The 21,381-nt window shown below is 39.8% G+C and carries 22 protein-coding genes; 7 read left to right on the forward strand and 15 right to left on the reverse strand.

Annotated features, from left to right (window positions below; genetic code table 11):
* Nucleotides 1–245: 245 nt before the first annotated feature.
* Together QUB80_RS00480 and QUB80_RS00485 are read right to left on the reverse strand one after the other, a co-directional pair.
* Nucleotides 246–899: a glutathione S-transferase family protein gene (locus QUB80_RS00480; protein WP_289787541.1), complete on the reverse strand. Its 654-nt coding sequence runs from the start codon at nucleotides 897–899 to the stop codon at nucleotides 246–248.
* Nucleotides 900–905: 6 nt separating this feature from the next.
* Nucleotides 906–1,178, reverse strand: a complete 273-nt coding sequence (locus QUB80_RS00485) for a hypothetical protein (protein WP_289787542.1) — start codon at nucleotides 1,176–1,178, stop codon at nucleotides 906–908.
* Between the two features lie 165 nt (nucleotides 1,179–1,343).
* Between QUB80_RS00485 and QUB80_RS00490 the strand changes: the two genes are divergently transcribed.
* The 3 genes from QUB80_RS00490 to rnhA all read left to right on the forward strand — a co-directional run bounded on the left by QUB80_RS00490 (nucleotide 1,344) and on the right by rnhA (nucleotide 4,062).
* The gene (locus QUB80_RS00490) at nucleotides 1,344–2,234 is read left to right on the forward strand and encodes a LysR family transcriptional regulator (RefSeq protein WP_289787543.1); all 891 of its coding nucleotides are present in this window, start codon (nucleotides 1,344–1,346) and stop codon (nucleotides 2,232–2,234) included.
* A 296-nt stretch (nucleotides 2,235–2,530) separates the two neighbouring features.
* Nucleotides 2,531–2,989 (forward strand): protein tyrosine phosphatase family protein, encoded by a 459-nt coding sequence (locus tag QUB80_RS00495; protein ID WP_289787544.1) that lies wholly within the window; start codon nucleotides 2,531–2,533, stop codon nucleotides 2,987–2,989.
* Between the two features lie 158 nt (nucleotides 2,990–3,147).
* Complete coding sequence (gene rnhA, locus QUB80_RS00500; RefSeq protein ID WP_289787545.1) at nucleotides 3,148–4,062, forward strand: ribonuclease HI; 915 nt, start codon at nucleotides 3,148–3,150, stop codon at nucleotides 4,060–4,062.
* Nucleotides 4,063–4,179: 117 nt separating this feature from the next.
* On the opposite strand, the gene cruG is transcribed toward rnhA, so the two are convergent.
* Complete coding sequence (cruG, locus tag QUB80_RS00505) at nucleotides 4,180–5,445, reverse strand: 2'-O-glycosyltransferase CruG (protein WP_289788108.1); 1,266 nt, start codon at nucleotides 5,443–5,445, stop codon at nucleotides 4,180–4,182.
* A gap of 150 nt (nucleotides 5,446–5,595) precedes the next feature.
* Entirely contained in the window at nucleotides 5,596–6,504 is a 909-nt protein-coding gene (gene cruF / locus QUB80_RS00510) for a gamma-carotene 1'-hydroxylase CruF (protein WP_289788109.1), read from the reverse strand.
* A gap of 255 nt (nucleotides 6,505–6,759) precedes the next feature.
* On the opposite strand from cruF, the gene QUB80_RS00515 reads away from it, so the two are divergent.
* Entirely contained in the window at nucleotides 6,760–7,206 is a 447-nt protein-coding gene (locus tag QUB80_RS00515) for a hypothetical protein (RefSeq protein ID WP_289787546.1), read from the forward strand.
* Nucleotides 7,207–7,257: 51 nt separating this feature from the next.
* Here the strand turns inward: QUB80_RS00515 and rpmA are convergent, their stop codons facing one another.
* The 5 genes from rpmA to QUB80_RS00540 all read right to left on the reverse strand — a co-directional run bounded on the left by rpmA (nucleotide 7,258) and on the right by QUB80_RS00540 (nucleotide 11,306).
* Nucleotides 7,258–7,533: a 50S ribosomal protein L27 gene (gene rpmA, locus QUB80_RS00520; RefSeq protein ID WP_016873504.1), complete on the reverse strand. Its 276-nt coding sequence runs from the start codon at nucleotides 7,531–7,533 to the stop codon at nucleotides 7,258–7,260.
* Between the two features lie 359 nt (nucleotides 7,534–7,892).
* Nucleotides 7,893–8,291 (reverse strand): 50S ribosomal protein L21, encoded by a 399-nt coding sequence (rplU, locus tag QUB80_RS00525; protein WP_289787547.1) that lies wholly within the window; start codon nucleotides 8,289–8,291, stop codon nucleotides 7,893–7,895.
* A gap of 188 nt (nucleotides 8,292–8,479) precedes the next feature.
* On the reverse strand, nucleotides 8,480–8,926 hold the full coding sequence (locus tag QUB80_RS00530) for a VOC family protein (protein ID WP_289787548.1): 447 nt from the start codon (nucleotides 8,924–8,926) through the stop codon (nucleotides 8,480–8,482).
* 118 nt (nucleotides 8,927–9,044) lie between these two features.
* The gene (locus tag QUB80_RS00535; RefSeq protein ID WP_289787549.1) at nucleotides 9,045–9,914 is read right to left on the reverse strand and encodes a DUF5895 domain-containing protein; all 870 of its coding nucleotides are present in this window, start codon (nucleotides 9,912–9,914) and stop codon (nucleotides 9,045–9,047) included.
* 201 nt (nucleotides 9,915–10,115) lie between these two features.
* On the reverse strand, nucleotides 10,116–11,306 hold the full coding sequence (locus QUB80_RS00540; RefSeq protein ID WP_289787550.1) for a glycosyltransferase: 1,191 nt from the start codon (nucleotides 11,304–11,306) through the stop codon (nucleotides 10,116–10,118).
* Between the two features lie 543 nt (nucleotides 11,307–11,849).
* Between QUB80_RS00540 and QUB80_RS00545 the strand changes: the two genes are divergently transcribed.
* Complete coding sequence (locus tag QUB80_RS00545) at nucleotides 11,850–12,707, forward strand: hypothetical protein (protein WP_289787551.1); 858 nt, start codon at nucleotides 11,850–11,852, stop codon at nucleotides 12,705–12,707.
* 80 nt (nucleotides 12,708–12,787) lie between these two features.
* On the opposite strand, the gene QUB80_RS00550 is transcribed toward QUB80_RS00545, so the two are convergent.
* The 5 genes from QUB80_RS00550 to QUB80_RS00570 all read right to left on the reverse strand — a co-directional run bounded on the left by QUB80_RS00550 (nucleotide 12,788) and on the right by QUB80_RS00570 (nucleotide 17,922).
* Nucleotides 12,788–13,792, reverse strand: a complete 1,005-nt coding sequence (locus QUB80_RS00550; protein WP_289787552.1) for an alpha/beta hydrolase — start codon at nucleotides 13,790–13,792, stop codon at nucleotides 12,788–12,790.
* A gap of 124 nt (nucleotides 13,793–13,916) precedes the next feature.
* Nucleotides 13,917–14,657, reverse strand: a complete 741-nt coding sequence (locus QUB80_RS00555) for an amino acid ABC transporter ATP-binding protein (protein WP_289787553.1) — start codon at nucleotides 14,655–14,657, stop codon at nucleotides 13,917–13,919.
* Between the two features lie 20 nt (nucleotides 14,658–14,677).
* Entirely contained in the window at nucleotides 14,678–15,820 is a 1,143-nt protein-coding gene (locus tag QUB80_RS00560; RefSeq protein WP_289787554.1) for an amino acid ABC transporter permease, read from the reverse strand.
* A gap of 103 nt (nucleotides 15,821–15,923) precedes the next feature.
* Nucleotides 15,924–16,850 carry an amino acid ABC transporter permease gene (locus QUB80_RS00565; protein ID WP_289787555.1) on the reverse strand — a complete coding sequence of 309 codons (927 nt, stop codon included), beginning with the start codon at nucleotides 16,848–16,850 and terminating at the stop codon, nucleotides 15,924–15,926.
* Between the two features lie 13 nt (nucleotides 16,851–16,863).
* Nucleotides 16,864–17,922 carry an amino acid ABC transporter substrate-binding protein gene (locus QUB80_RS00570; protein ID WP_289787556.1) on the reverse strand — a complete coding sequence of 353 codons (1,059 nt, stop codon included), beginning with the start codon at nucleotides 17,920–17,922 and terminating at the stop codon, nucleotides 16,864–16,866.
* A gap of 411 nt (nucleotides 17,923–18,333) precedes the next feature.
* On the opposite strand from QUB80_RS00570, the gene QUB80_RS00575 reads away from it, so the two are divergent.
* Complete coding sequence (locus QUB80_RS00575) at nucleotides 18,334–18,891, forward strand: type III secretion system chaperone family protein (RefSeq protein WP_289787557.1); 558 nt, start codon at nucleotides 18,334–18,336, stop codon at nucleotides 18,889–18,891.
* A 79-nt stretch (nucleotides 18,892–18,970) separates the two neighbouring features.
* Nucleotides 18,971–19,618, forward strand: coding sequence for a DUF3318 domain-containing protein (locus QUB80_RS00580; protein WP_289787558.1), 648 nt, complete (start codon nucleotides 18,971–18,973; stop codon nucleotides 19,616–19,618).
* 706 nt (nucleotides 19,619–20,324) lie between these two features.
* On the opposite strand, the gene QUB80_RS00585 is transcribed toward QUB80_RS00580, so the two are convergent.
* Nucleotides 20,325–21,122 (reverse strand): 7-carboxy-7-deazaguanine synthase QueE, encoded by a 798-nt coding sequence (locus tag QUB80_RS00585; protein WP_289787559.1) that lies wholly within the window; start codon nucleotides 21,120–21,122, stop codon nucleotides 20,325–20,327.
* Between the last annotated feature and the right edge of the window lie 259 nt (nucleotides 21,123–21,381).

Genomic DNA, 21,381 nt, shown 5'->3' on the forward strand with positions numbered 1-21,381 from the left:
TTTGTCTATAGGGCGACTATTTATGATGTAATTGTTAAGCCTACCCACAGAAATGGATATCATTGTCAATTATCCTCAGTTACGCCCTATTGAGCAGTTTGCTCTTTACTGTTTACCAGAGATGGTTCCATTTTACGAGCGCTAGGGTTTCACTACTGATGTCGGTGAACTTCGCTTAATGTGCCGCCATCATCAATTTCATAGTGATGAAAGTAAATCATAAAAAATCAGCAACACAAATTCTTCTAAAACTCATAAGCTGCAATCACTTCTTGCTCACTTTCAGCAGCCTTAATCCACTCCTGCAATGCTGGCAAAGCCAAAATACTTTCTACATATTTTCTTGCAATATCATCTAATTGCACATCGTAGATGACAAATCTTAAAACAACAGGAGCAAACATCGCATCAGCAACTGTAAATTTACCAAACAACATATCACCGCCAGTACCAAAATTTTGACGGCACTCTCGCCAGATATGAGTAATACGGTTAATATCTTTTTGCACACCTATTGCCATACCTTTACCAGGAAGTTTAGCACGGCAGTTCATTGGCATATTTTGACGTAAATTCTGAAAACCTGAGTGCATTTCGGCAGAAATAGAACGGGCGATCGCTCTTTTAAATTTATCTTTTGGCCACCAATATAGATGCGGAAATTCTTCAGCTAAGTATTCGCAAATAGCTAGTGAATCCCATATTTTCAAAGAGCCGTGTAATAGAACAGGTACTTTTCCTGAAGGACAGTATTGGCTAATTTTCGAGGCAGATTCTGGCGTATAGAGAGGAATGCAAATTTCCTGAAATTCTAATCCGAATTGCTTCATTACTAACCAAGGACGCAGCGACCATGAAGAATAATTTTTATTGCCAATTACAAGGGTTAATTCTGACATTTTTAATTACCTATAAAGCTGTTCTATCCAAGCACGTACATCAGATTCTGAACCTGAAGTGAAAGATTTTCCAGTTAAGGGATCGTATGCTTGCCAATAAGTATTACCTTTGTGATCATTCTTTTGATAAACTTGTAATTCTTGATGTTTTTGTAAGAGATTTACTATTTTTTGCCAAAAATTACTCATAAATCTCCATAAAAATGAGGTACTGTCATAGCCAGAATTTAGTTGCAATTTTGTGTCTTCTGTTTGTATGCACATTTCATTATTTCTCATAGAATTATGCTGGAATTTCATCAATAATCAAAACTGTAACAATACCTCAATTAACAATCAAATCATGGCTTGTATATTTTCTATAAATGCTGTTTATGGATAGCAAAAAGAGTTGATACAATCTTGTCTGGGAAAACCAAGTTAGTACCTATATAGAAATTGCTCATGAAACTCTCCCAGATTCGAGCCTTAGTTGCAGTGGCAGAGTATGGTAACTTTAGTGAGGCGGCTAGTGAATTACAACTTTCCCAACCAGCGATAAGTCATGCTATTGCTACCTTAGAAGAAGAACTAGGTGTACCTTTATTCGCTAGAGGACGTTATGGTGCGATATTGACACCAGCAGGAGAACGGATTTTATTTTATGCTCGTCAAGCCATAGACAATCTGGAGATGATCCACCAAGAAGCAAATCTGCATAGAGGTTTACATGGTGGTTATGTGCGAATTGCTTCTTTTCGCAGTGTTGCTACCCATTTACTACCAACAGCGATCGCTAAATTTAACCATCAATTCTCAGAAATTGCTGTAACTATCATAGAACGGCCTTCTTACGTGGATGTTGAACAGTCTTTGCGTGAAGGACGTGCTGATATTGGTATTACCTATCTACCTACAAGCGATGAATTTGAAGCATGGGAAATTATACGGGATGAATATGTAGCTTTATTACCACCCAATGCCAACATCAAGAATCCACAAATTACTTGGGCAGATCTAGCTGTTTATTCACCAATCATGCTTGTTAGCCTACCCTGCGGAAAACTTCTACACAACCATATCAAAAAATTAGCACCCTTTTTGAATACCGCTAGTGACATTCAAGAAGACTCCACTATTGTCAGCATGGTTAATCAGGGACTTACAGCTGCTATTCTTCCTCGTTTAGCAGCTATACCAATTCCCCCAGGCGTGCAGGTACACAATCTGCCAGTACCGTTAGAAAGAGTTATAGGCGTTGCCGTTTTATCTAATGCTCTCCATGTTCCTGCGGTTTTCAAATTTGTAGAAATGTTAAAAAAATTTGATTTTCAAAGTTTAGCTCAATTGGCTTGATTTAATCTTCATTTGTGTAGAAATTGTCAGTAATGTGATTAGGGGACGTTATACCCTAATCTAGGCAAAAACTTAGCCGTTAATAAATTGCTTGCAAGACAACCTTGGGGATTTATATGACATCCTTCTCATTGTCCAGGATCATATCTTCCATTACGGGTATTGAATTGGGTGCGATTTTTCCAGATGCATCAAATAATTGTCAATTATAGATTTTATTGTTATCCCTGAAAGTCTTAATCGCATTAACAACACGATTTTTTGTATAAAAATTAATGAGTTGCTCCCACAAAAAAATGCCTTATAATTGTATGGAAAATATCTACAACTTTTTGCAAATATCTGAGTATATCGCCACTTCCGGACAACCAACAAAAGAAGAATTTGCATTCATTCAAGAAGCAGGATATCAATTAGTTGTGAATTTAGCACTACCAGAATCCCCTAATGCTTTACCTGATGAAAAAGAAATTGTAGAATCTCAAGGCATGAAATATGTTCATATTCCTGTAGTTTGGGACAAACCTAACTTTGAGAGTGTAAAAGAATTTTTTAGAGTTATGGAAACAAATGCCAATAAAAGAGTATTTGTTCACTGTGCTGCTAACAAAAGAGTTTCGGCTTTTATTTATCTTTATCGTCGTCTACATGAAGGTATAAGTGATGACGAAGCAAAGAAAGATTTACACCAAATTTGGACTCCTAATGAGATTTGGCAAAGATTTATTGAACAAGTAATTGATTATTGTAAATAAGGCAAATAGTAGTTAGTTGTTGGTTGTTCTCCGCTTCTTGTAAATTTAGACATAGGTACTATTGCAATTATGCTAACCTTAGTTATCTTTCGTATATTTTGTTGCTAATTTACTTTTAATTGGCATAAATTGTGCTTTTGCGGTTAAATAAGTTAACTATGTCTTCAGTTCCTACAATCGAAAGTATATACACTGATGGCGCTTGCACTGGTAATCCAGGGCCAGGCGGTTGGGGTATTGTTGTTTACTTCGGTGATGGCTCTGTTCATGAAATAGGCGATGCAGCCAAGCAAACCACCAATAACAGAATGGAAATGCAAGCTGCGATCGCGGCTTTAGAATTTCTCAAAACATCTGGACAAAGCCAACCCATCACTCTTTACACTGATAGCGAGTATCTAATCAACTGCGTTACTAAATGGGTAAAAACCTGGAAAAGAAAAGGCTGGAAAAAGGCAGACGGTAAGCCTGTTCTCAATCAAGATTTGCTAGAAATTCTCGATCAACTCAACACTCGCCAAGTAAAATGGCAACACGTTCGGGGGCATGCAGGTAACGAAGGTAACGAACGCTGCGATGCGATCGCTCGTGCCTTTGCCTGTGGTAAAACTCCCTTACTTAAACAAATTTCCGAATCTATTTCCTTTGACGCACTTTCACGGATACAAAAAAAAGAAGTTGCGGTAGCAAGTTTATCTGATTCTAGTGACGAATCAATGATAATGAACCAAAATACACAAGATATCAGTTCTCTTGCACTCAATACAAACATGATCGAAACTTCTCATAATTCAGCTGCTCCCAATAACGAGGAATTACCACGTGAAATCAGGGTGGTGCAACTCCGTAACTTGGTTGAAACTCTAAGAATTGCCGACGAAATCTCTGAAAAAGGTTACCTAATTACCAGTTCCGAACTAGCAGATCTAATGGATGTTCATGCTAGCGCTGTTACCAGTCGTGGCGATCAATGGCGCTGGCGTAACTGGATTGTCTCGCGGGTACGCCGAGAAGGCAATCAAATTCTTTGGGAATTAGAACGCGGCGATCGCATTAATGATGCAGATGAGTAGAACAAAAGCACAGTGGGAGAGGGGAAGAGATAGGGAAGATAGGGAAGATAGGGAAGAATTTACTCTCATGACTTCCTCGCCTTCCTCACCTCCCTCAACTCCTTGTCCCCTATCCCCTTAGCTGTACTCTCTTCCTCGCCATTGTCGGGGTTTGCGAAATGCAGACAAAAAGATGCGTAGCACTGCTAACGGATCTGCCAAAGGAGAAAGCCAAAATAGCCAGCCACCTTTAGCGAGTGTGCGATCGTAGCTGGGTGCGATCGCAAAAAGCATGGCAAAGCGAATTAACAGCAGAAATAAATTCAGCCCTAGTAGTAATAAAAGGGGAGAAGGGGAGAGGAGCCAGTGCATTGCGGAGGTTCCCTCCGTTGTCGCACCTGGCATGAGGAGAGTAGGGGCTGTGCCTTGTGCCTGTCCAATAGAGAGATAAAAGAACAAAAAGCTGAGTAAAATGAGCACAGGTAAACCTTGAACTGCTGAAAGTAGCCACAAATCACCCCACAATAGGGAACGGGAGGAAGCGTCTTTCAAGTCGAGGCTTCGTCCCCATTCTGTCCAAGTTTCCTTTGCACCTTCATACATTCGTACTTTCAAAACTTTTGCCCCATCTAAAAAGCCCACTTTAAAACCAGAAGCGGCTATGTGGCGTGCCAAGGTAACATCATCACAAAAAGAACTTTTAGCGCTGGTATAACCATTGACATTAACTAGAACAGAACGACGACAGAAAAAGCATTGTCCATTAGCCATCACTCGCTCTGCTTCTTCAGTATTAATACCAGTGGGATTAAAACGATAAAGTAGCGTCATTAACAATGCTGGTTGAAGCCAACACTCTCCTGGATACTTGAGAATAAACTGAGGTGAAAGAGAAACAAGATCATATCCTTCAGCTACTGCTGTCTTGACTAAAGCTGCTACTAAGCCGGGTGATGGCTGAGTATCGGCATCCATACCCAGAAACCATTCACTTGCCTCTGAACTGTGCAAAAAGCCATTGTGTAATGCCCAAGGACGCCCTACCCAATCAGCTGGCAGGGGATCGTCAGTCATTAAACGAAAGCGGGGATCTTGTTTTTGTGCGGCTTTTACCAAGTCAGTGGTGCCATCTTGGGAGTTACTGTCTACAACAATAATTTCCCGAACTTCATAGCTTTGCCGACTTAAACCAGTTAAAAGGGGACTAATCCGCAAAGCTTCGTTCAAAGTAGGAATAACTACACTGACACTACCCAAAAGTTCTGGTGTCGGGTGTTGAGATGTAATGGGAGGATGGCGCAAAGGCCCTTTAAAGAGGCGCGACAGTAAAATGGCTGTTGCCGGAACTTGTATGAGTAATAAAAAGAGCGAAAAGGCGCTTACTATTGTCAACCAACCGATCACTTGTAAAAATGCTGAAGGATTTCTAACGAAAACCGCTATGCATCTGGGCAATTGCGGTTGTAAAAAACTTGCGTCACCGACGCGGACTAGATACTAAATATTAAAGACGCGATTAATTGAATCTTGATCGCGTCTAGTAGGTATTTTGGTTTATTTGAGAGCAACTCTTACCTGAGCTGCTTGCATTTCTTTGGTTGTTGATTCCAAAGATGTTGCTGTAGATGAGCTTTGAGCTTTCCACCAAAGTAGCACGGCAGGAGTCGTCCCAAGTAGCAAGCCAAGTAATACGGGGATGGAAAATCCAGCAGCCAAGCTCATGACAGTAGCAAAACCAAAGTTGCTTAAGTAAACAATCAACGGTAGATTGAGTTGCCATCCCTGTAATTGAATCGGTGTATTTCTCCACAACAGTGCAGCCACCGTCATAAACACACAACCAGTACCTAACCACCCAACAAAGTTTTGGTAGGGCATTCCAAAGAAAGCTCCCGGTTGATGCCAATACCAAAATGGTAAAGCAGTTTGGCTCATGGCCGGATCAAGTACGAAATCCCAAGAGGTTAGCAACAATGCACCCAAAGCCACAGCACCTGCATGACGTAGCAAGCTAGGTTTTTTATCTACTTCCAAACCAGCACGCGCCAACAAGTAAGAAGCACATCCCAAATAAAACCACGACAAGGGAATAGTAAATGGTACTAAGCCTGCTATCTTATAGCCCAAGCCACTTAAGTAAGTGTAGTGACCAAAAGGAAATCCAGTACTAGTTCCTAATAGTTCACTAGTTAAAGAAATAAATACTGAGGGCAGCATAAAAGCCAGCCACAAACGTAACCCTAATGTCCTATAAGCATACAAAGCAACAGCTGCCGTTCCCAAAATCATGTAGACTACACCACCCCCAGCCATACTCCATTGCATGGCGGTTTGTCCTACCTCGGATAAGTCCATAATGATTTCAGGATGAGGAACGACCAGTAATATTCCTACCAGCCCAAACACCATTGACACAATATGACCAATCAGGCACACGCGTTCAGCTATAACAATTTGTTTCATCATATTTCCCTAACAAGATGTGACACGCGGCTACATAACTGCTAACAGTTTACAAATGTTTAAGAAAATATTTAAGTTGTTTTACCGAAATTCTCTATTAAATTCCTAATCTTTTAGTTGCAGCTTGCATAACCAAAAAGACCACTACCATAGATGCTAAGAGAAAGTCGAACACTAGTAACTCTCAAGGCTTTGCAATTCAGCAATTATTAAATTGTGGCATCATAGCTTAAACCAGTACCGGGAAAATAACTCATGTCACTATTGAAAAAACTTCCCTTGCTTTCCCTGATACTACTGCTGCTTACCTTTATTTCCCTTGGCTGGGTGTTATCGGCTGCAAATCCTCCATATTTTATATGGGTGCTGGTTGCCATCGCTATCTTATTTTTAGTGGCAAGCTTAACTAGTCCATTGGCAAGAATAGCAGACTATTCTACTAACTTATTTACATCAAATCTTAGATCCTTTAGTGTTACCGTATTAGCGGCTTTCCTGTTCTTTCTAGTTTTTGCTCGTTTTCGACTGTTTCTTGATATTTTGGTGATTCTTGCGGCTTTAATGTTGGTGAGAATAGATTTTCAGACAGCAGGATTTAGAGAAGTACAAGCCTTTTGTATTATAAGTATTTTTTCTCTAATAGGTCTAGCGATTGGTGCTTTTGTAGAAAGAATAATGTTCCAATACAATATCTATAGCTAAATCATCAAGCAGGGCGGCAGTAATGCCTACCCTACTGAAGATTCTGGTATTTTAAGAAGCAGCAACTTCAGCAGCAACTGGATAAACGCTAACTTTTTTACGGGTTTTGCCCTTGCGTTCAAAAGTTACTACACCGTCAACTAAAGCGAACAAAGTGTCATCGCTACCAATACCGACGTTGTTGCCAGGGTGAAATTTAGTACCCCGTTGTCTAACTAGAATATTGCCCGCGCGGACAACTTGCCCACCGTAACGCTTCACACCCAATCGTTGAGCATTAGAATCACGACCGTTGCGTGTACTACCTGTTCCTTTCTTATGAGCCATAATTTCCTCTTTTTACATTCATGTGAATAGTTAGTAGTTAGTAGGGGAGGCAGTGCGTTGCGGAGCCAGTGCGCCCTTGCGGAGCCAGTGCGCCCTTGCGGGTTAAGCGCGTTGTAGCACCTGGCGTCGGGTTCCCCCGGTTGTAGCGACTGCCGTGCGGGTTTCACTGATTATTTTTCAGTTAAACCGATAATTTCTCTTTTAAACCCGCCCTTACAGTGGTTAGTAGATAGAGGCGTGATGTTCCTCGCCTCTGTACATTAGTAGTTAGTAGTAACCAACGAACCACTAACTACTATACAGAAGATATTTCGCCTATTCAGAGGTATTGTTGTTAAAACCCGCCCCTACCATCTTGATTATTCGGCAGCTGTTTGGGCAGGTTCTTCTGTTGACTCGCTAGTAGTTGTGGCTGCTGTTTCTTCCGAGGCAAGTACAGAACCATTCACACTAATAGAGTTAATCATTAACCTGGTGATTTCTTGCCGATGTCCCCGCTTTTTGCGAGTTTTCTTTTTCGGTTTCATTTTGTACACTAGGACTTTGCGATCGCGAAGATGGCGCATCACTGTCCCTTCTACTTTCGCCCCTGCCACTAACGGCTGTCCAATGGTGGTTTCGCCATCATGCTGTACTAACAGCACTGATTCTATAGTAACTTTTTCATCTGGTGGGCTATGAAGCAGTTCGATATCATAAAAGCGGCCTGCTTCAACTCGTAATTGTTTGCCGCCAGTTTCAATAATTGCGTAGGTCATTTAATTGTCCTTAAAAGTTGCCGTACAGGTAGCTGGCTCTTTCTTGTTGACAAACGCGAGAGCGCGTCTTTAATAAATAGCTGTTGCCAGCTTTTTTAGTATGTCTACCTGATCCGAGCAGGAATTAGACAGACAATCTGCCATTTTACTTTATTATTCAACTAGCGTCAAACTGCAATCCTCAGGCATCAACTAGACAGTTGGACTGTTGCCCGTTGCATGATTTCTTCTGGTGGCACTTCTTCAATGTGACTGGCAATTGACCAATGATGACCAAAGGGATCAACTAGCTTGCCATAGCGATCGCCCCAAAACATATCCTCCAAAGGCATTATTACCGTTGCTCCCGCACTCACGGCACGAGCAAACCAAGTATCTGCATCATCAACTTGCAAATGAATTGTAATGGGCGAACCATTTAAGGCGATCGGCGACTGGGAACCACAATTTGGAAATTCATCATTTAAATAAATTTCTGAGTTGCCAATCTCTAACTCGGCATGCATGATTTTGTCATCTTCTGGAGAAGGCATAATGTATTTCTCAATCGCACCAAAGGCTGCTTTATAAAACTCTATTGCCGCTTTGGCCTCACGAACCGTCAAGTGTGGAGTGATTGTACGAAACTCTGTCATTGCCTTTTTCCTCGCAGATATGCAAGTAAGTTTCCCTCAATCACTATATAGTACGTGTGTACTATATAGATAAAGAATTCATCAAATGTAACATTGATGAATTTCAACGTCTAATCGCTTAGTAAGGCGGATAACCAAAATCATCTTCATCTGGGTAAATATAGGAACTAGAAACACCTGCCGCTACCATCTTCGATGTTTCTGTTTTTACAGTATCCCGACCAAACTCTTTATGTTCTTCAAAAGTCTTGATAATGATTTCTGACTCCGGAGAATCGGAAGCAATCAAATACTGTGTTAACGTCCCACTCGTAGGATGTTTATAGTCTACAGTTGAAGCAACCAGAACCGTATTTGGTTCAATGCCTCTTTCTTCGCAATCAATCATGGGACAAAAAATTCCGTGGGCATGAAATAACTGTCCTTTTGGCGTTAAGGGTTGTTTGCGATATCCAGAATATGCCCTTTCTAGTTCGGCGACGAATCCTCCTGCAACTCTACCTTGTTGATATTCGCAATAAGCTTTGCTAAAACTTGCTCCTGCTGCACCGTTCAGGGTTAATTGCAAAGGTAATTCATGTAAAAACTTTTTATTTTCTGCGACTAGAAAAATTAAGTAACGTGTAAAAGTTTTAAATTTAAGCTTATCTGCTAAAAAAGCATCGTAATTATCTCTAAGTGTACCGAGCTTAATACCAGTTTCCCTATCTTTTACAGACAAAGGCCCCCTTCTGACGATCACAATGCGGGGAGTAGTAGTTATATATACCGTTTCTAGTCCGGAACTAAATTCGTGTTCTACCTGCTGCCAATTGTCATCTGGCTGAAAGCCCACGGCATGAGCATTATCTAGTTTAATTGCCAAACCGTAATTTTGTATGCCATTGTTGCCATACCGAGGATTAATCATCTGACACCAAGGGATGATTTGAGAAGGGGGTGCGTTAAACTTCTCGTCCTCAAAGTCGAATTTTGCAGATGCTTTCATCTTCGTTAGGCGTTGGTGAGTGTCTTGCAGATCCAGTGTAAGAAATTGTGGGGCTTTGGTGCGGGTGGTGGCAGTAATTCAGTTATCAGTTGTCAGTGATCTGTTAACTGATTTGCGATCGCACCCAAAATCAGCAAACAGAAGTTAATGATACCTTTTGTATCACTCATCTCAGGCATGACGCATATTCTGAAGCAGATTTTAACAACAGGATGGCGGTGTAGGTTCAACGAACAACAATTCTTCTCGTAATCGCTCCTCAAAAGCCTCCATACCAAAAGAAGCGATCGCCTCTTCTCGCAACCACTGTCCATCACAACGCCGATCTTGTCCTTTAAGTATTTCGATGCAAGCCTTTGCTACAGCATCAGGATCGCGGTGCGGTACTCGCCATCCCAATTTCCCATCTTGCAACGGTTCAGCTGAACCATCGGCATCACCAGCAAGTACAGGTACACCACAAGCCATTGCCTCTAAATAAACAATGCCAAACCCTTCTTGAGAAGGCATAATGTAGGCATCAGCAAGGCGATAGTGTGTTACTAGTTCTTCTATAGGGATGAAGCCAGCAAATACTACACGTTCTGCTACACCTAAATCTTTTGCTAGTTGGGCTAATCTGGGGTGATCGTCGCCACGGCCAATTACCAAGTATTTTACTTCTGGAAAAGCCTGAGATATTTGCGGTAAAGCTCTAATCGTCACATCTACACCTTTGTAGATATCTCCTGACCACAGTCGTGCTACGGTCATTAATACCTTTGCCCCCGTCAAATCATATTTATCGATTAATTCTGGCTGTTTGATACCTGGAGTAAATTTATTTTCGTCAATGGCACAAGGAAGCAGGTGTATCTTGTTGGGATCGATACTATTTGCACTACAAAGGCGATCGCGACTATAACGACTAATTGTCAAAATCCTCGTTGCACTGGCAAGAGCACGTTGCTGCTGAGGTGGAAGCACTTCCCACACTTCTTTACCATAAGTTAGAACAGTGTAGGGAATTCCTAAGGGCTGACAAAGAGTTTGTACCAATACTGCTAATTTTATATGACCACAAAAAACGTGTTGAGGGCGTTGTTGCAGTAGATATTTTAGCAAAGCTGCTGTCATTTTGACTCTGCCGATTTGAGGAGAATGGCTTTTAAAGTAATGAAACTGTAAACGCTCACAATCGTAAATATTTGAGCAGCAGGAGCTATCTCGTAGCAAAAATACATGACCATGACAGGCTTCAGTGAAACCTAGATAGGCACGAAAAATATCTTTTATGTAGGATTGAATTCCTCCTTCACACTCAAAGATTTCCAAGAAAACAAAGAAGCGATCGGCTTTTTTTTTAAACTTGTTTTCTAAACTGGGCTTTTCATCTAAGTTATTAATTAACATCTTTTATAATCTCGGCTACTGTGTAACAGCAGATATATTAATGCTTCTGAAAAAAACACTGTTGATATTGACTAATTATGTAAGTGCTTTATATTACAGTGATAAATGAACAAATTTTAGCAACAGGATAAACATAAGTCTAATGATAATTTTACGGTATTCAGTATTTTTTTTGATACAGATATTTTCAGTGAAAATAAGGCAGAATACAGCAGTCTTAAATCATTTGCGGAACATAAGATCCCCGACTTCTTATTAAAAGTTGGGGATCTGTAATTTACAGCTTAAATTTTTCAAAATCATGGATTGACTAACAATTAAAATTTTCAGAAAAAAATAATCTATCTTTGGCTTTCCTTCTTTAGATAGAAGGTTAAGCCTATTCAAATTTTTAGACTAGATTAGTATCGTTAATATTTTTTCAAGTAAAAAATAATAGGGTCAAAAGTAACTACTAATATCTTTTAGGTAATTTCTAATCAATATGAAAAAGAGTAGTAGTTATGAAGTTGTCCCAATTAAGCTTAAGAATAAGGAGGAAAAATGAAAACTCTAAATAAATATCAAAAAGGAGGTTGGAATAATCGCATAGGTGCTTTAGCTATTGCGTTAGCGGCGATAGTCCTTCCTGCATGTGCTAACAATCAACAACAAGCGACTACTCCTCAATCCCCAGCAGCAGAAGCTCCTAATACTTCTGAACCTGTGGCAGAAACTGCACCTGGAGTTAGTGAGAGAACAGAAGCCCTCATGGGTCAACTCGTAACTGTCAGAAGCCAACCAATTAATAGAGTGGATGATAGAGTATTTACAATTACTGACGAGCAAGTTTTTAGTGGTGAAAGAATTGTAGTTGTAAATAATACTGGTCAACCTGTTCAAGTTCCTGAAGTTGAGTCTGCAAGATTGCAAGTAACAGGTACAGTTACTAAGTTTGATCCCAATGCAATTAGACAAAAGTATGGCTTAGATTTAGGTCAAGATTCCTATCGAGAGTATGAAGGTAGACCTACGATTATTGCACGGTCAATTGCACTAGCACCAATACCAGGAGAAATCGGTGAAAATCCCCAAGCTTATTACAACAAGGTTATTGCCGTACCTGCCGAGGTAGAAAGAATTTACAGTCCTAATGCATTTGTCCTTGAAGACAAAACACTCCTTGGCGATAATCCATTGTTAGTTTTAGTTACAGAGCAAGTCAAGGATAAAGTTCCTATTAAAGAAGGCGAAAGGATTGTTGCTACTGGTACACTCCGTCCATTTATAGCTAGCGAATTGGAGAGAGATTATAAATTTGCCTGGAATCAACAGTTACGAGGACAGTTAGAGAACGAATATAAAACAAGACCGGTGCTAATTGTCGAAGGTATTTATTCATCGCCACAAAGTACTAATTAGTTGTTTTTGAAGCTGTAAATAGTTCCCTAGCCCTCTTTGCAAGGGCAGGGTTCTTTTATTTTTTATTATTTGTATCTTTTTTATTCGCTAGCCTCAATAATTATTTGCTTCTCCATAACAGCTAGTAAAACTGCCATGTCTGGAGAAACTTTATTACATAGATTAAATTGTGATACGGCAGACTCAAAAGTTTTTCCTTGCAAGATTTGATAACCAATGTTTAGTAATTCATTCCAAGTAACATTACTTTCAATATAAGCTTTAGCTATGGTAATCAATAAGTCTTGATATTTATTACCTTCAGCTTTCGTCATCATAGTGTGGGGAATGTCAAAAACTTTCTCGAAGTTAAAATACCAAGATTGATGCTGATGCTTGATTAAAGCTAAAAATAAAGCTCGTAGTTCTTTATGGTCAATTGTAGGGTCACTTTCACTAGAAATGACAAACATTGGTACTGCGCTCTCTTTTTCTACTCGTTCCAGTACTTCTTGACCCATATCTAAAAATAATCGCAGTGCTGGAATACGAAAACCGTGATAACCAAAATTTCCAGGATTATCTTTATTCAACCATTCGTAATAAAAAGGAAGTATTTCTACGAGAAAATTAACGATTGGATTATTACCACTCACATAGGGAGCAAACAGTATGGCTTTCTCTATTTCTGGAGGATCTTCTAGTGCTAACCAAGCTGCTAAGTTTCCACCTGTCGATAATCCACCAATGATTACCTGCTCTCCTAAATTTCGTGCTATTTGCAGCCAGGAGGATGCAAACTCTTGATATACTTGTTGTTCTGTAGGCAAAGGAGGAGGGTTATCACCATTCCAATTCCCCGCTATTCCATGACCAGGCTGTAAAGGAATCAAAACATTGTAACCTGATTCAAAAAGAGCTTTTCCCAGTGGTTCAAATTGGTAAGGGCCAGCAGTAAATCCGTGAAAAAATAAACAAACTTTTGGAGTAGGATGAGGGTGAAAAAAGAATTTTGAGCGGCAAGCTTCATTTTTGATTGGAAGAACATCCTCTATAGTTTTCGCTTGCTGAATTATTTCTGCTGTAATGGTGGAATAATCGGGCATATTAAATATTGAGTAAATTATTTTATTTTAAAAAGTGATTATGTTAATTTTGCATCACCTTTTAGATAGAAAAGTATCTAACTAGAATTGCAGGTATTATAATCTACGTGTAATTTCTAATTAGCTAAAGAATTTGTGATAAAAATTGGCGGGTACGTTCTTCTTGGGGGTTAGTAAAAAAGCTATCTGGAGTAGCTGATTCCACTAGATTGCCGTTATCCATCAGAATTACTCGATCAGCTACTTCACGAGCAAATCCAACTTCGTGGGTAACAACTACCATAGTCATGCCATCACGGGCAAGACTTCGCATCACCTCTAAAACTTCTCGCACCATTTCTGGATCTAAGGCAGAGGTTGGTTCATCAAAGAGCATAATTTTAGGTTGCATAGCTAAAGCACGAGCGATCGCTACTCTCTGCTGCTGTCCTCCAGACAACTGTCCTGGGTATTTATGTGCCTGTTCTAAAATGCCTACTCGCTCTAGTAATTGCATTGCCAATTCTTCGGCTTTTACCTTCGGTAAATGACGCACCCAAATTGGTGCCAAAGTAATATTTTGAATCACCGTTAAATGAGGAAACAAATTGAATTGTTGAAATACCATTCCTACTTCTCGGCGAATTGCTTCAATATTTCGTAAATCATGGCTGAGGATAATGCCATCTATTTCAATTTTGCCTTTTTGGTAATCTTCTAAAGCATTAAATGTGCGGATGAAGGTTGATTTACCTGAACCAGAAGGCCCCATCAAGACTACTACTTCTCCACGATTTACTGTTAGACTTACACCTCGCAGAGCATGAAATTTACCATACCATTTGTGAACATTATCAGCAATAATTATTGGTGTTTGTTCTGACACAAAAATTAACTCCTAATTTTCTATTTTTCATTTACTAACTGCTTCTCTAATCGCCGAGCAGCCAGCGACATAGCATAACAAAATAGCCAGTAAATTAAGCCAATAAATAGATAAACTTCTGCATAACGACCAAGAAATTGTGGCTGTGCCAAAATAGAACGGGCAATTCCTGTAAGTTCTACTAATCCCACCAAAGATAAAAGTGAAGTGTCTTTAAATAACCCGATAAATTGACCAACAATTGCCGGAATTGCAACACGCAAGGCTTGAGGTAGGACAATTAATAGCATAACCAAGGAAGCATTGAATCCAAGGGCTTTGGCAGCTTCAACTTGTCCGCGAGGAATAGCCTGGAGTCCGCCGCGCACGTTTTCTGCCATATAAGCAGCACTAAAAAAAACCAATCCAGCAATGGCACGCAAAACCCGATCCAAACGAATTCCTCCTGGCAGAAATAAGGGAAACATCACCTGAGCAAAGAATAAAATCCCGATGAGTGGCAGCCCCCGAATAATTTCAATGTACAAAATACATAGCCAACGTACTATAGGCAGGTTGCTAGTACGTCCTAAAGCTAGCAGCACGCCAATAGGAAAGGAAAGCACAATACTAACTGCTGCCATCAGAAGAGTAAGCAGCAAACCGTTCCATAAACTTGTTGGTACTGGTCTTAAACCAAATCCACCACCAATTAACCAAAATATCACAGGGAAAGATAGCAACCATGCAAGTGAAAGCCAAGGCGCGATCGCACTACTCCATCTTCTCCCCAGCCAAAAGCCTGTAAATATTAAAATAACAATTAACTGTAACCAAAGACGGATATTTAAATCTAAAGGCAAAAAAAACAAGACTCCGCAGAGAATCAAACCAGCAAGGTTAATTCTCAGACTATTCACACTTTGTTTGCTAAAGAAAACTCCCCAAGTCAGAGCTAATAATATGGAAGCTATTGTCAGCACAATCCAAACTCGCCAGTATAATGTTGAGGGGAAACGACCAACAAAAAATAAACGCAAATTTACCCAAATTACTTCCCATTGTGCTTGAGTAATTGCCCAACTCAAAACACCCCAACCTATCCAGAACAGTAAAAACAAACAAACAACAGTTAATATGCTGTTGTACCAAGTATTAAACAAATTTTTATGCAGCCAATTCATATTCTAAAAGTTAGTCATTGGTCAATAGTCATTTGTCATTAGTTGTTCTCCCCTTGTCTCCTTGTTCCCCTATTCCCCGTTCCCTGTTCCCTTTTACATATTCTTATCTTTCTTTTATCGTCACCATCCTATTAAAAAAGTTCATTCCAAGAGAAATTGTTAAACTCAATGTCAGATAAGTAAGCATAATCAACAACATAGCTTCTACCGCTCTCCCCGTTTGGTTAAAAGTAGTAGAAGCAACAAAATATACATCAGGATAACCAACCGCGATCGCCAAACTAGAGTTTTTAGTTAAATTCAGATATTGACTTGTCAGTGGTGGCACGATCACCCGCAAAGCCTGAGGAAAAATCACCAGTCGCATCACCAAACCAGGCTTTAAACCCAAGGAACGGGCTGCTTCCCATTGTCCCTTTGGTACAGATTGGATACCGCCTCGAACAATTTCAGCAACAAACGCACCTGTATAAAAAGTTAATCCCATTAGCAAAGCAAAAAATTCTGAAGAGAGCCTAAACCACGGGAATTGCACACCACTTTGACTGATAGAAACTAAATTCAAAACAGAAATTTGGTTTTCTATCTTAGGTAAACTTAGAAAAACAGCAAAGTACCAAAATAATAATTGTAAAAGTAGAGGCGTATTCCGAAAAATCTCTACATAAACTCCAGCAATATTTCGTAATAACCAATTGTCAGACAGCCGTGATATTCCTGCGAATATACCAACAATCGTAGTGAAAATAATCCCTGCGATCGCCACTCGTAAAGAGTTAATTAAGCCTACCCATAAGGCGCGACTATAAGTATCAGATGGATTGTAAGAAATGGGCGTTTCACTAATATCAAATGAAGCTTGTTGCTTGAGAAAATCAAATCCAAATTTAATTCCCAATTGCTGCAAATTGCGATTGAGATTTATCCACAGTATAGCTACGACAAATGCTACTAAAAATGCAGCTATTAATTGAACAATAATTTGCCAGTAACGCCGATCGCGCCACAAGGGAGATTTGAAATTATGCATGAGCTATAACTGATTATCTAAAAGGAGGAGAAAACAAAAGTCCACCCTTTGTCCAGAGTTGATTTTGACCACGAGGAAAATTTAGCTTTGTCTTTGCTCCCAAATTGCGATCATAAATTTCACCGTAGTTGCCTACGTGCTTAATAATTCTGACAGCAAAGTCATTTGGCAAACCCATTCCTTGCCCAAGGTTACCTTCAGTTCCTAAAAAACGTCGAATTTCTGGATCGTTACTATTAGCAAACTTTGCAACATTTTGAGAATTAATACCCAATTCTTCGGCTTTAATTAGGGAATAAACTACCCATTTAACAGTATTAGCCCACTTACTGTCTCCATCGGCGACAGCTGGAGCAAATGGCTCGCTAGATAAATTTTCATCAAGAATTACATTATCTTCTGGGTTGGGTAAAATACTGCGCCGGGAAATTAATTGGGATTTATCAGAGGTAACAGCGTCACAACGTCCTTGGGCATAAGTGGCATATGCTGTATTCACATCTTCAAAGACAAGAGGTTTGTAAGGTATGCCCCGTTTTCGCATTTGATCTGCCAAGTTCTGCTCGTTGGTAGTACCAGTTTGAGTGCAGATTGCTTTGTCTTTGAGATCTGCTAAAGTCTTGCTGCCGCTACTTTTGCGAACCATGATACCTTGACCATCATAAAAGATTATCGGTGCAAACTCCAAACCCACTGAGGTATCCCGACTGAGCGTATATGTAGTGTTACGGCTGAGAACATCTACTTCTGCGGTTTGTACGGCTGTAAATCGTTCTTTAGCATTAAGATTGCGGTACTCTACTGCATCTGGGTTATCAAATAAAGCAGATGCTATGGCACGACATACATCTACATCTAATCCAGAGTATTTACCATCAGTTCCCACAAAGCTAAATCCTGGTAGTTCACCGCTAACACCACAAATCAACTGTCCGCGACTTTTAATCGTATCCAAACGGCTTTGAGTAGCTTGTTTTGCCCCTGTATCTCCTGTGTTTGCTACCTCTGGAGTACAAGCAGTCAGGCTCAAAATTAAGGGTGCGATCGCTAAAATTAAAGTTTTTTTATCCATAAATATCATTGATACTCAAAAATTACTAATTAACATAACCTAAAATATGTCCAATAAGAACCCTGACTTATCTAAAAAGTCGGGGTTCTTTGTTTTTAGTTTATTTACTTTGACTTACTTATAAATAAAAGTATTTGAATAGATTCATATACTATGTTATTTTTATATTTAATAAGTTTATGTGCTCTTAAAAAAGCAATATCTAAAATTAAAGTTAACTACAAAAGAGCAGATTTTGTGAATTATTCTTAACAGAATAAGTATTGAACCTATAGTTAGCTTCAACAGCAGCAATAGTCCATTGCACATTGCTCGGTAAGGAGAAGTATCTAAATCAACCTAATAAAGTACCCGTAGCAGGTTAAACTAGGTCTGGAAATAGCCGCTCCAGTTTTTTTATGATGAGGCTTTATGGCTGCAAATCTGGAACAGATTGCTCATTACTTGGATAATCTCGGTTGGGACTACCGTTTGGATGAAGAAGAAGACCGGATTATTACAGGTGTAGAAAGTGAAAGTATAGAAGATTTTTTGATTGTAGTTCAGCTTGATGAGGAGGGAAAATTTTTTCGATTATTTGCGCCCCAAGTCTTGGCAGGAGTGCAAGATCATCCTCACAAAGCAGCAATCCTTCAGACAATGCTGGCAATTTCTTGGGAAACCAAAATGCTGCAATGGGAATATGACCCTTCCGACGGCGAAATTCGTGCCATCATAGAGTTTCCTTTAGAAGACTCGACTCTTACAGAGAAACAATTCAATCGTTGTTTGAGTGGGCTGGTTCAGTTAGTTGATAATGTGGCATTGCCTCGCTTGCAAGCCGTGATGGAAACAGGTCAAGATCCGGGAAACGTAGAACTAGGTGAGAGAATCTTACTAAGTATCCAAGAGCAGGCTCCGGGATTGCTAGAACTACTAGAAAAGGCTATGGAAGCTCGTAAAAAACGAGGAAGTTTTCCTAGTGAATGAGTTTAAATGTTTAGTGAAATAGCTATACTCCAAAGTGTTACCCTCGATATACTGAAAGTTTTACTAGGGCTGGATAAATATGACATCGTATGCTACCTCCTCTGCTAAAGCAGAAATGAGTGAACTCCGGCGGTTAAAAGGCTTATTACCGCCAGAATTGCAGAGCTGGGTCATGGTTGAAGGTACAACAGAGGTAAATCCACCCCTGATCCGCTCTGAAGAAATAGGTAAAGACCAGGTAGAAATTCAAATAGACTTGGTGAAATGGGATTCGCTAGCGATGGATCAGCGTAATTTGCTGTTCTGGCACGAAGTTGCTCGCATTCAAAATGATACTATTCCCAAAGATGGTTGGGAAATGGCAGCCTTAGCGATTGGTTTGGGTGGTGCTGTTGGTGAATTGTGGGTACAGGATGTATTACTGCTATTTCTTGCCTTAGCGCTGTGCGGAGTTTCTGGTTGGCGACTTTATCAAAAAAATAACGGGGAAAAGCAGTTAAGAGAATTAGTAGAAGCAGACGAAAAAGCGATCGCCTTAGCAACTCGTTTTGGTTACAGTCTTCCTAACGCCTACAAAAGTTTAGGAAGCGCCTTGAAAACCTTAATTGATATAACTCCCAGTAAGCGCCAACGTTCTAGATACGAAGCACGGCTTTCTGCCCTCAAACGCAGTGCCAACAAAGCAAAGGCAAAATCTAAAACTGCTATGGAAAACAGTGAATATTAAAAAACGAGGGAGACACGGGAGGAATAGATATAGCTTTCTTCCCATTTCCCCAACCTCACACAGACAACGAAAATGGTTAATTTAGACAGATTTCTAACGCTAACATGGGCTTAGTTTGCGATCGCCTCAGCTATAAACCACTCACTCACACCAAAATCAGCCCATTAGATAGTCTGCATCATAACTCTCACGTTTAAAACATTAATCTTTTCAACATCTAGCTTGCCAATTAAGAATATATTAAAAAAGGTTAATTAAGCTCAGTGCCAATGTTCACATTGAAATTTAATCAAAATTGTCTGGTGCTTGCTCCTATCTTCACAAAACTCCTATGAGAATTAAGGCAGAAGAGCAACTGCGTTGCCTGCAAAAATTACTGTCATCAGTAATTTCCACTTTGCAAAGCTGTTACCTCTTCTTCCAATTGCTACTTAAGCTGTTACGCTGTCATTTTGGAATCACAGGTGGATTTGAATAATCAGCCACCAAGTTTCCACAGAGAATGACTGTTAACTTTAAAAACCTCAGCTTTTGGTGCTTCTAGTTCAACTCAGACTTCAAAGATATGAGCCAATTTCAGTTGCATATACCCACCAATGACTGGAGTAATCTGGAATATAAGTTATTTGCGAGCCAAAGCAAATATACACAGATCCACAATTTTCTGCCCAATCAAAAAATATTTTTAAGTTCAATACCGATTTACTTAAAGTTGGTTCAACATTTTATGCGTCTGAGGCACTACACGCACAACCTTGACAAACCGCTTCATCAAAGCCTGCCACATTAAAACTTGCTCTGGAGCAGGTGCAAGTATAGGGTTTTGAGTAAATTGTTCAGATGCTACTAAAGGAGTGACAGGTTGTAAAAAAATGGGGATTTGTGGACTAACTTCTGCGACTAACAAACCTGCATCTTCTAAATCAGCAGTGTTTGTTTTGTCAGAAATGATAATTTTGACAAAAACTTCTACTTGTGATTCGTAACAGAGTTGGAGAAATTTTGCGTGTTCTTGCCAATGACTTTCGCCACTGACACTGGGTAACTTAAAATCCATACCTACAGAGTCTAGATAAGGCAAAACCTTTGCTAATAGTTCTGGGCGATGTCCGCCAGTTTCCAAGTAAATGGGTAGACCAGTGACTGTACGTACTTGCGGTAAAAATTCCACCAAAAATTGGGCATGAAGAAGTGGTTCGCCACCTGTTAAGCTAATACTATCGTGTAGGGAAGGTATATTTTGCCACTTTACCCACTCAATTAGTATGGTTAAAGGAACGGGATTAGAATAAATTTCAAAATCTCGCAAGCCAGGCGATCGTTCAATCCTGCAAGTTGTCGGTGTACTCCAGGTATGGGCGCTATCACAAAAATGACAGCGCAAGTCACAAAGGGCAAAGCGAATAAAAATTTGACGCGTCCCAACATTCAACCCTTCCCCTTGGATTGCGGAAAAAATCTCAATCAGCCGTGCTGTAGGTGTAGTAGAAGTTTTAGTAGTCATCAGATGATAGCAGTACGTATGCGCTATTTAGGCAAAATAGTAAGGATATTTAACTTCCTGTTCTGTTAGATATATCCGCGAATTAACCTTGAAGCCTTACACATCAAAGGTTAAAATTTAATTTCCGGATAAATCTATTGTGAACCATCCTTGAAAATCTCTAATCTAAACTCCAATAACTAGCAATTAGTTATTGTTCCAGCCGATCTAACATCGGGTTAGATGATTCGCTAAGACAAAATAATTTTGGGTCGATTAT

Source organism: Chlorogloeopsis sp. ULAP01 (assembly GCF_030381805.1).
GTDB lineage: Bacteria > Cyanobacteriota > Cyanobacteriia > Cyanobacteriales > Nostocaceae > Chlorogloeopsis.

Bases quoted from the DNA above. Each gene is read 5' to 3' on its own strand.
- QUB80_RS00575 (WP_289787557.1), top strand. From the start codon at position 18,334: ATGGCTGCAAATCTGGAACAGATTGCTCATTACTTGGATAATCTCGGT.
- rnhA (WP_289787545.1), top strand. From the start codon at position 3,148: ATGTCTTCAGTTCCTACAATCGAAAGTATATACACTGATGGCGCTTGC.
- QUB80_RS00530 (WP_289787548.1), bottom strand. From the start codon at position 8,926: ATGACAGAGTTTCGTACAATCACTCCACACTTGACGGTTCGTGAGGCC.
- QUB80_RS00515 (WP_289787546.1), top strand. From the start codon at position 6,760: ATGTCACTATTGAAAAAACTTCCCTTGCTTTCCCTGATACTACTGCTG.
- QUB80_RS00495 (WP_289787544.1), top strand. From the start codon at position 2,531: ATGCCTTATAATTGTATGGAAAATATCTACAACTTTTTGCAAATATCT.
- QUB80_RS00565 (WP_289787555.1), bottom strand. From the start codon at position 16,850: ATGCATAATTTCAAATCTCCCTTGTGGCGCGATCGGCGTTACTGGCAA.
- QUB80_RS00490 (WP_289787543.1), top strand. From the start codon at position 1,344: ATGAAACTCTCCCAGATTCGAGCCTTAGTTGCAGTGGCAGAGTATGGT.
- QUB80_RS00585 (WP_289787559.1), bottom strand. From the start codon at position 21,122: ATGACTACTAAAACTTCTACTACACCTACAGCACGGCTGATTGAGATT.
- QUB80_RS00540 (WP_289787550.1), bottom strand. From the start codon at position 11,306: ATGTTAATTAATAACTTAGATGAAAAGCCCAGTTTAGAAAACAAGTTT.
- QUB80_RS00580 (WP_289787558.1), top strand. From the start codon at position 18,971: ATGACATCGTATGCTACCTCCTCTGCTAAAGCAGAAATGAGTGAACTC.
- QUB80_RS00550 (WP_289787552.1), bottom strand. From the start codon at position 13,792: ATGCCCGATTATTCCACCATTACAGCAGAAATAATTCAGCAAGCGAAA.
- cruF (WP_289788109.1), bottom strand. From the start codon at position 6,504: ATGAAACAAATTGTTATAGCTGAACGCGTGTGCCTGATTGGTCATATT.
- QUB80_RS00560 (WP_289787554.1), bottom strand. From the start codon at position 15,820: ATGAATTGGCTGCATAAAAATTTGTTTAATACTTGGTACAACAGCATA.
- rpmA (WP_016873504.1), bottom strand. From the start codon at position 7,533: ATGGCTCATAAGAAAGGAACAGGTAGTACACGCAACGGTCGTGATTCT.
- rplU (WP_289787547.1), bottom strand. From the start codon at position 8,291: ATGACCTACGCAATTATTGAAACTGGCGGCAAACAATTACGAGTTGAA.
- QUB80_RS00535 (WP_289787549.1), bottom strand. From the start codon at position 9,914: ATGAAAGCATCTGCAAAATTCGACTTTGAGGACGAGAAGTTTAACGCA.
- QUB80_RS00485 (WP_289787542.1), bottom strand. From the start codon at position 1,178: ATGAGAAATAATGAAATGTGCATACAAACAGAAGACACAAAATTGCAA.
- QUB80_RS00480 (WP_289787541.1), bottom strand. From the start codon at position 899: ATGTCAGAATTAACCCTTGTAATTGGCAATAAAAATTATTCTTCATGG.
- QUB80_RS00570 (WP_289787556.1), bottom strand. From the start codon at position 17,922: ATGGATAAAAAAACTTTAATTTTAGCGATCGCACCCTTAATTTTGAGC.
- QUB80_RS00545 (WP_289787551.1), top strand. From the start codon at position 11,850: ATGAAAACTCTAAATAAATATCAAAAAGGAGGTTGGAATAATCGCATA.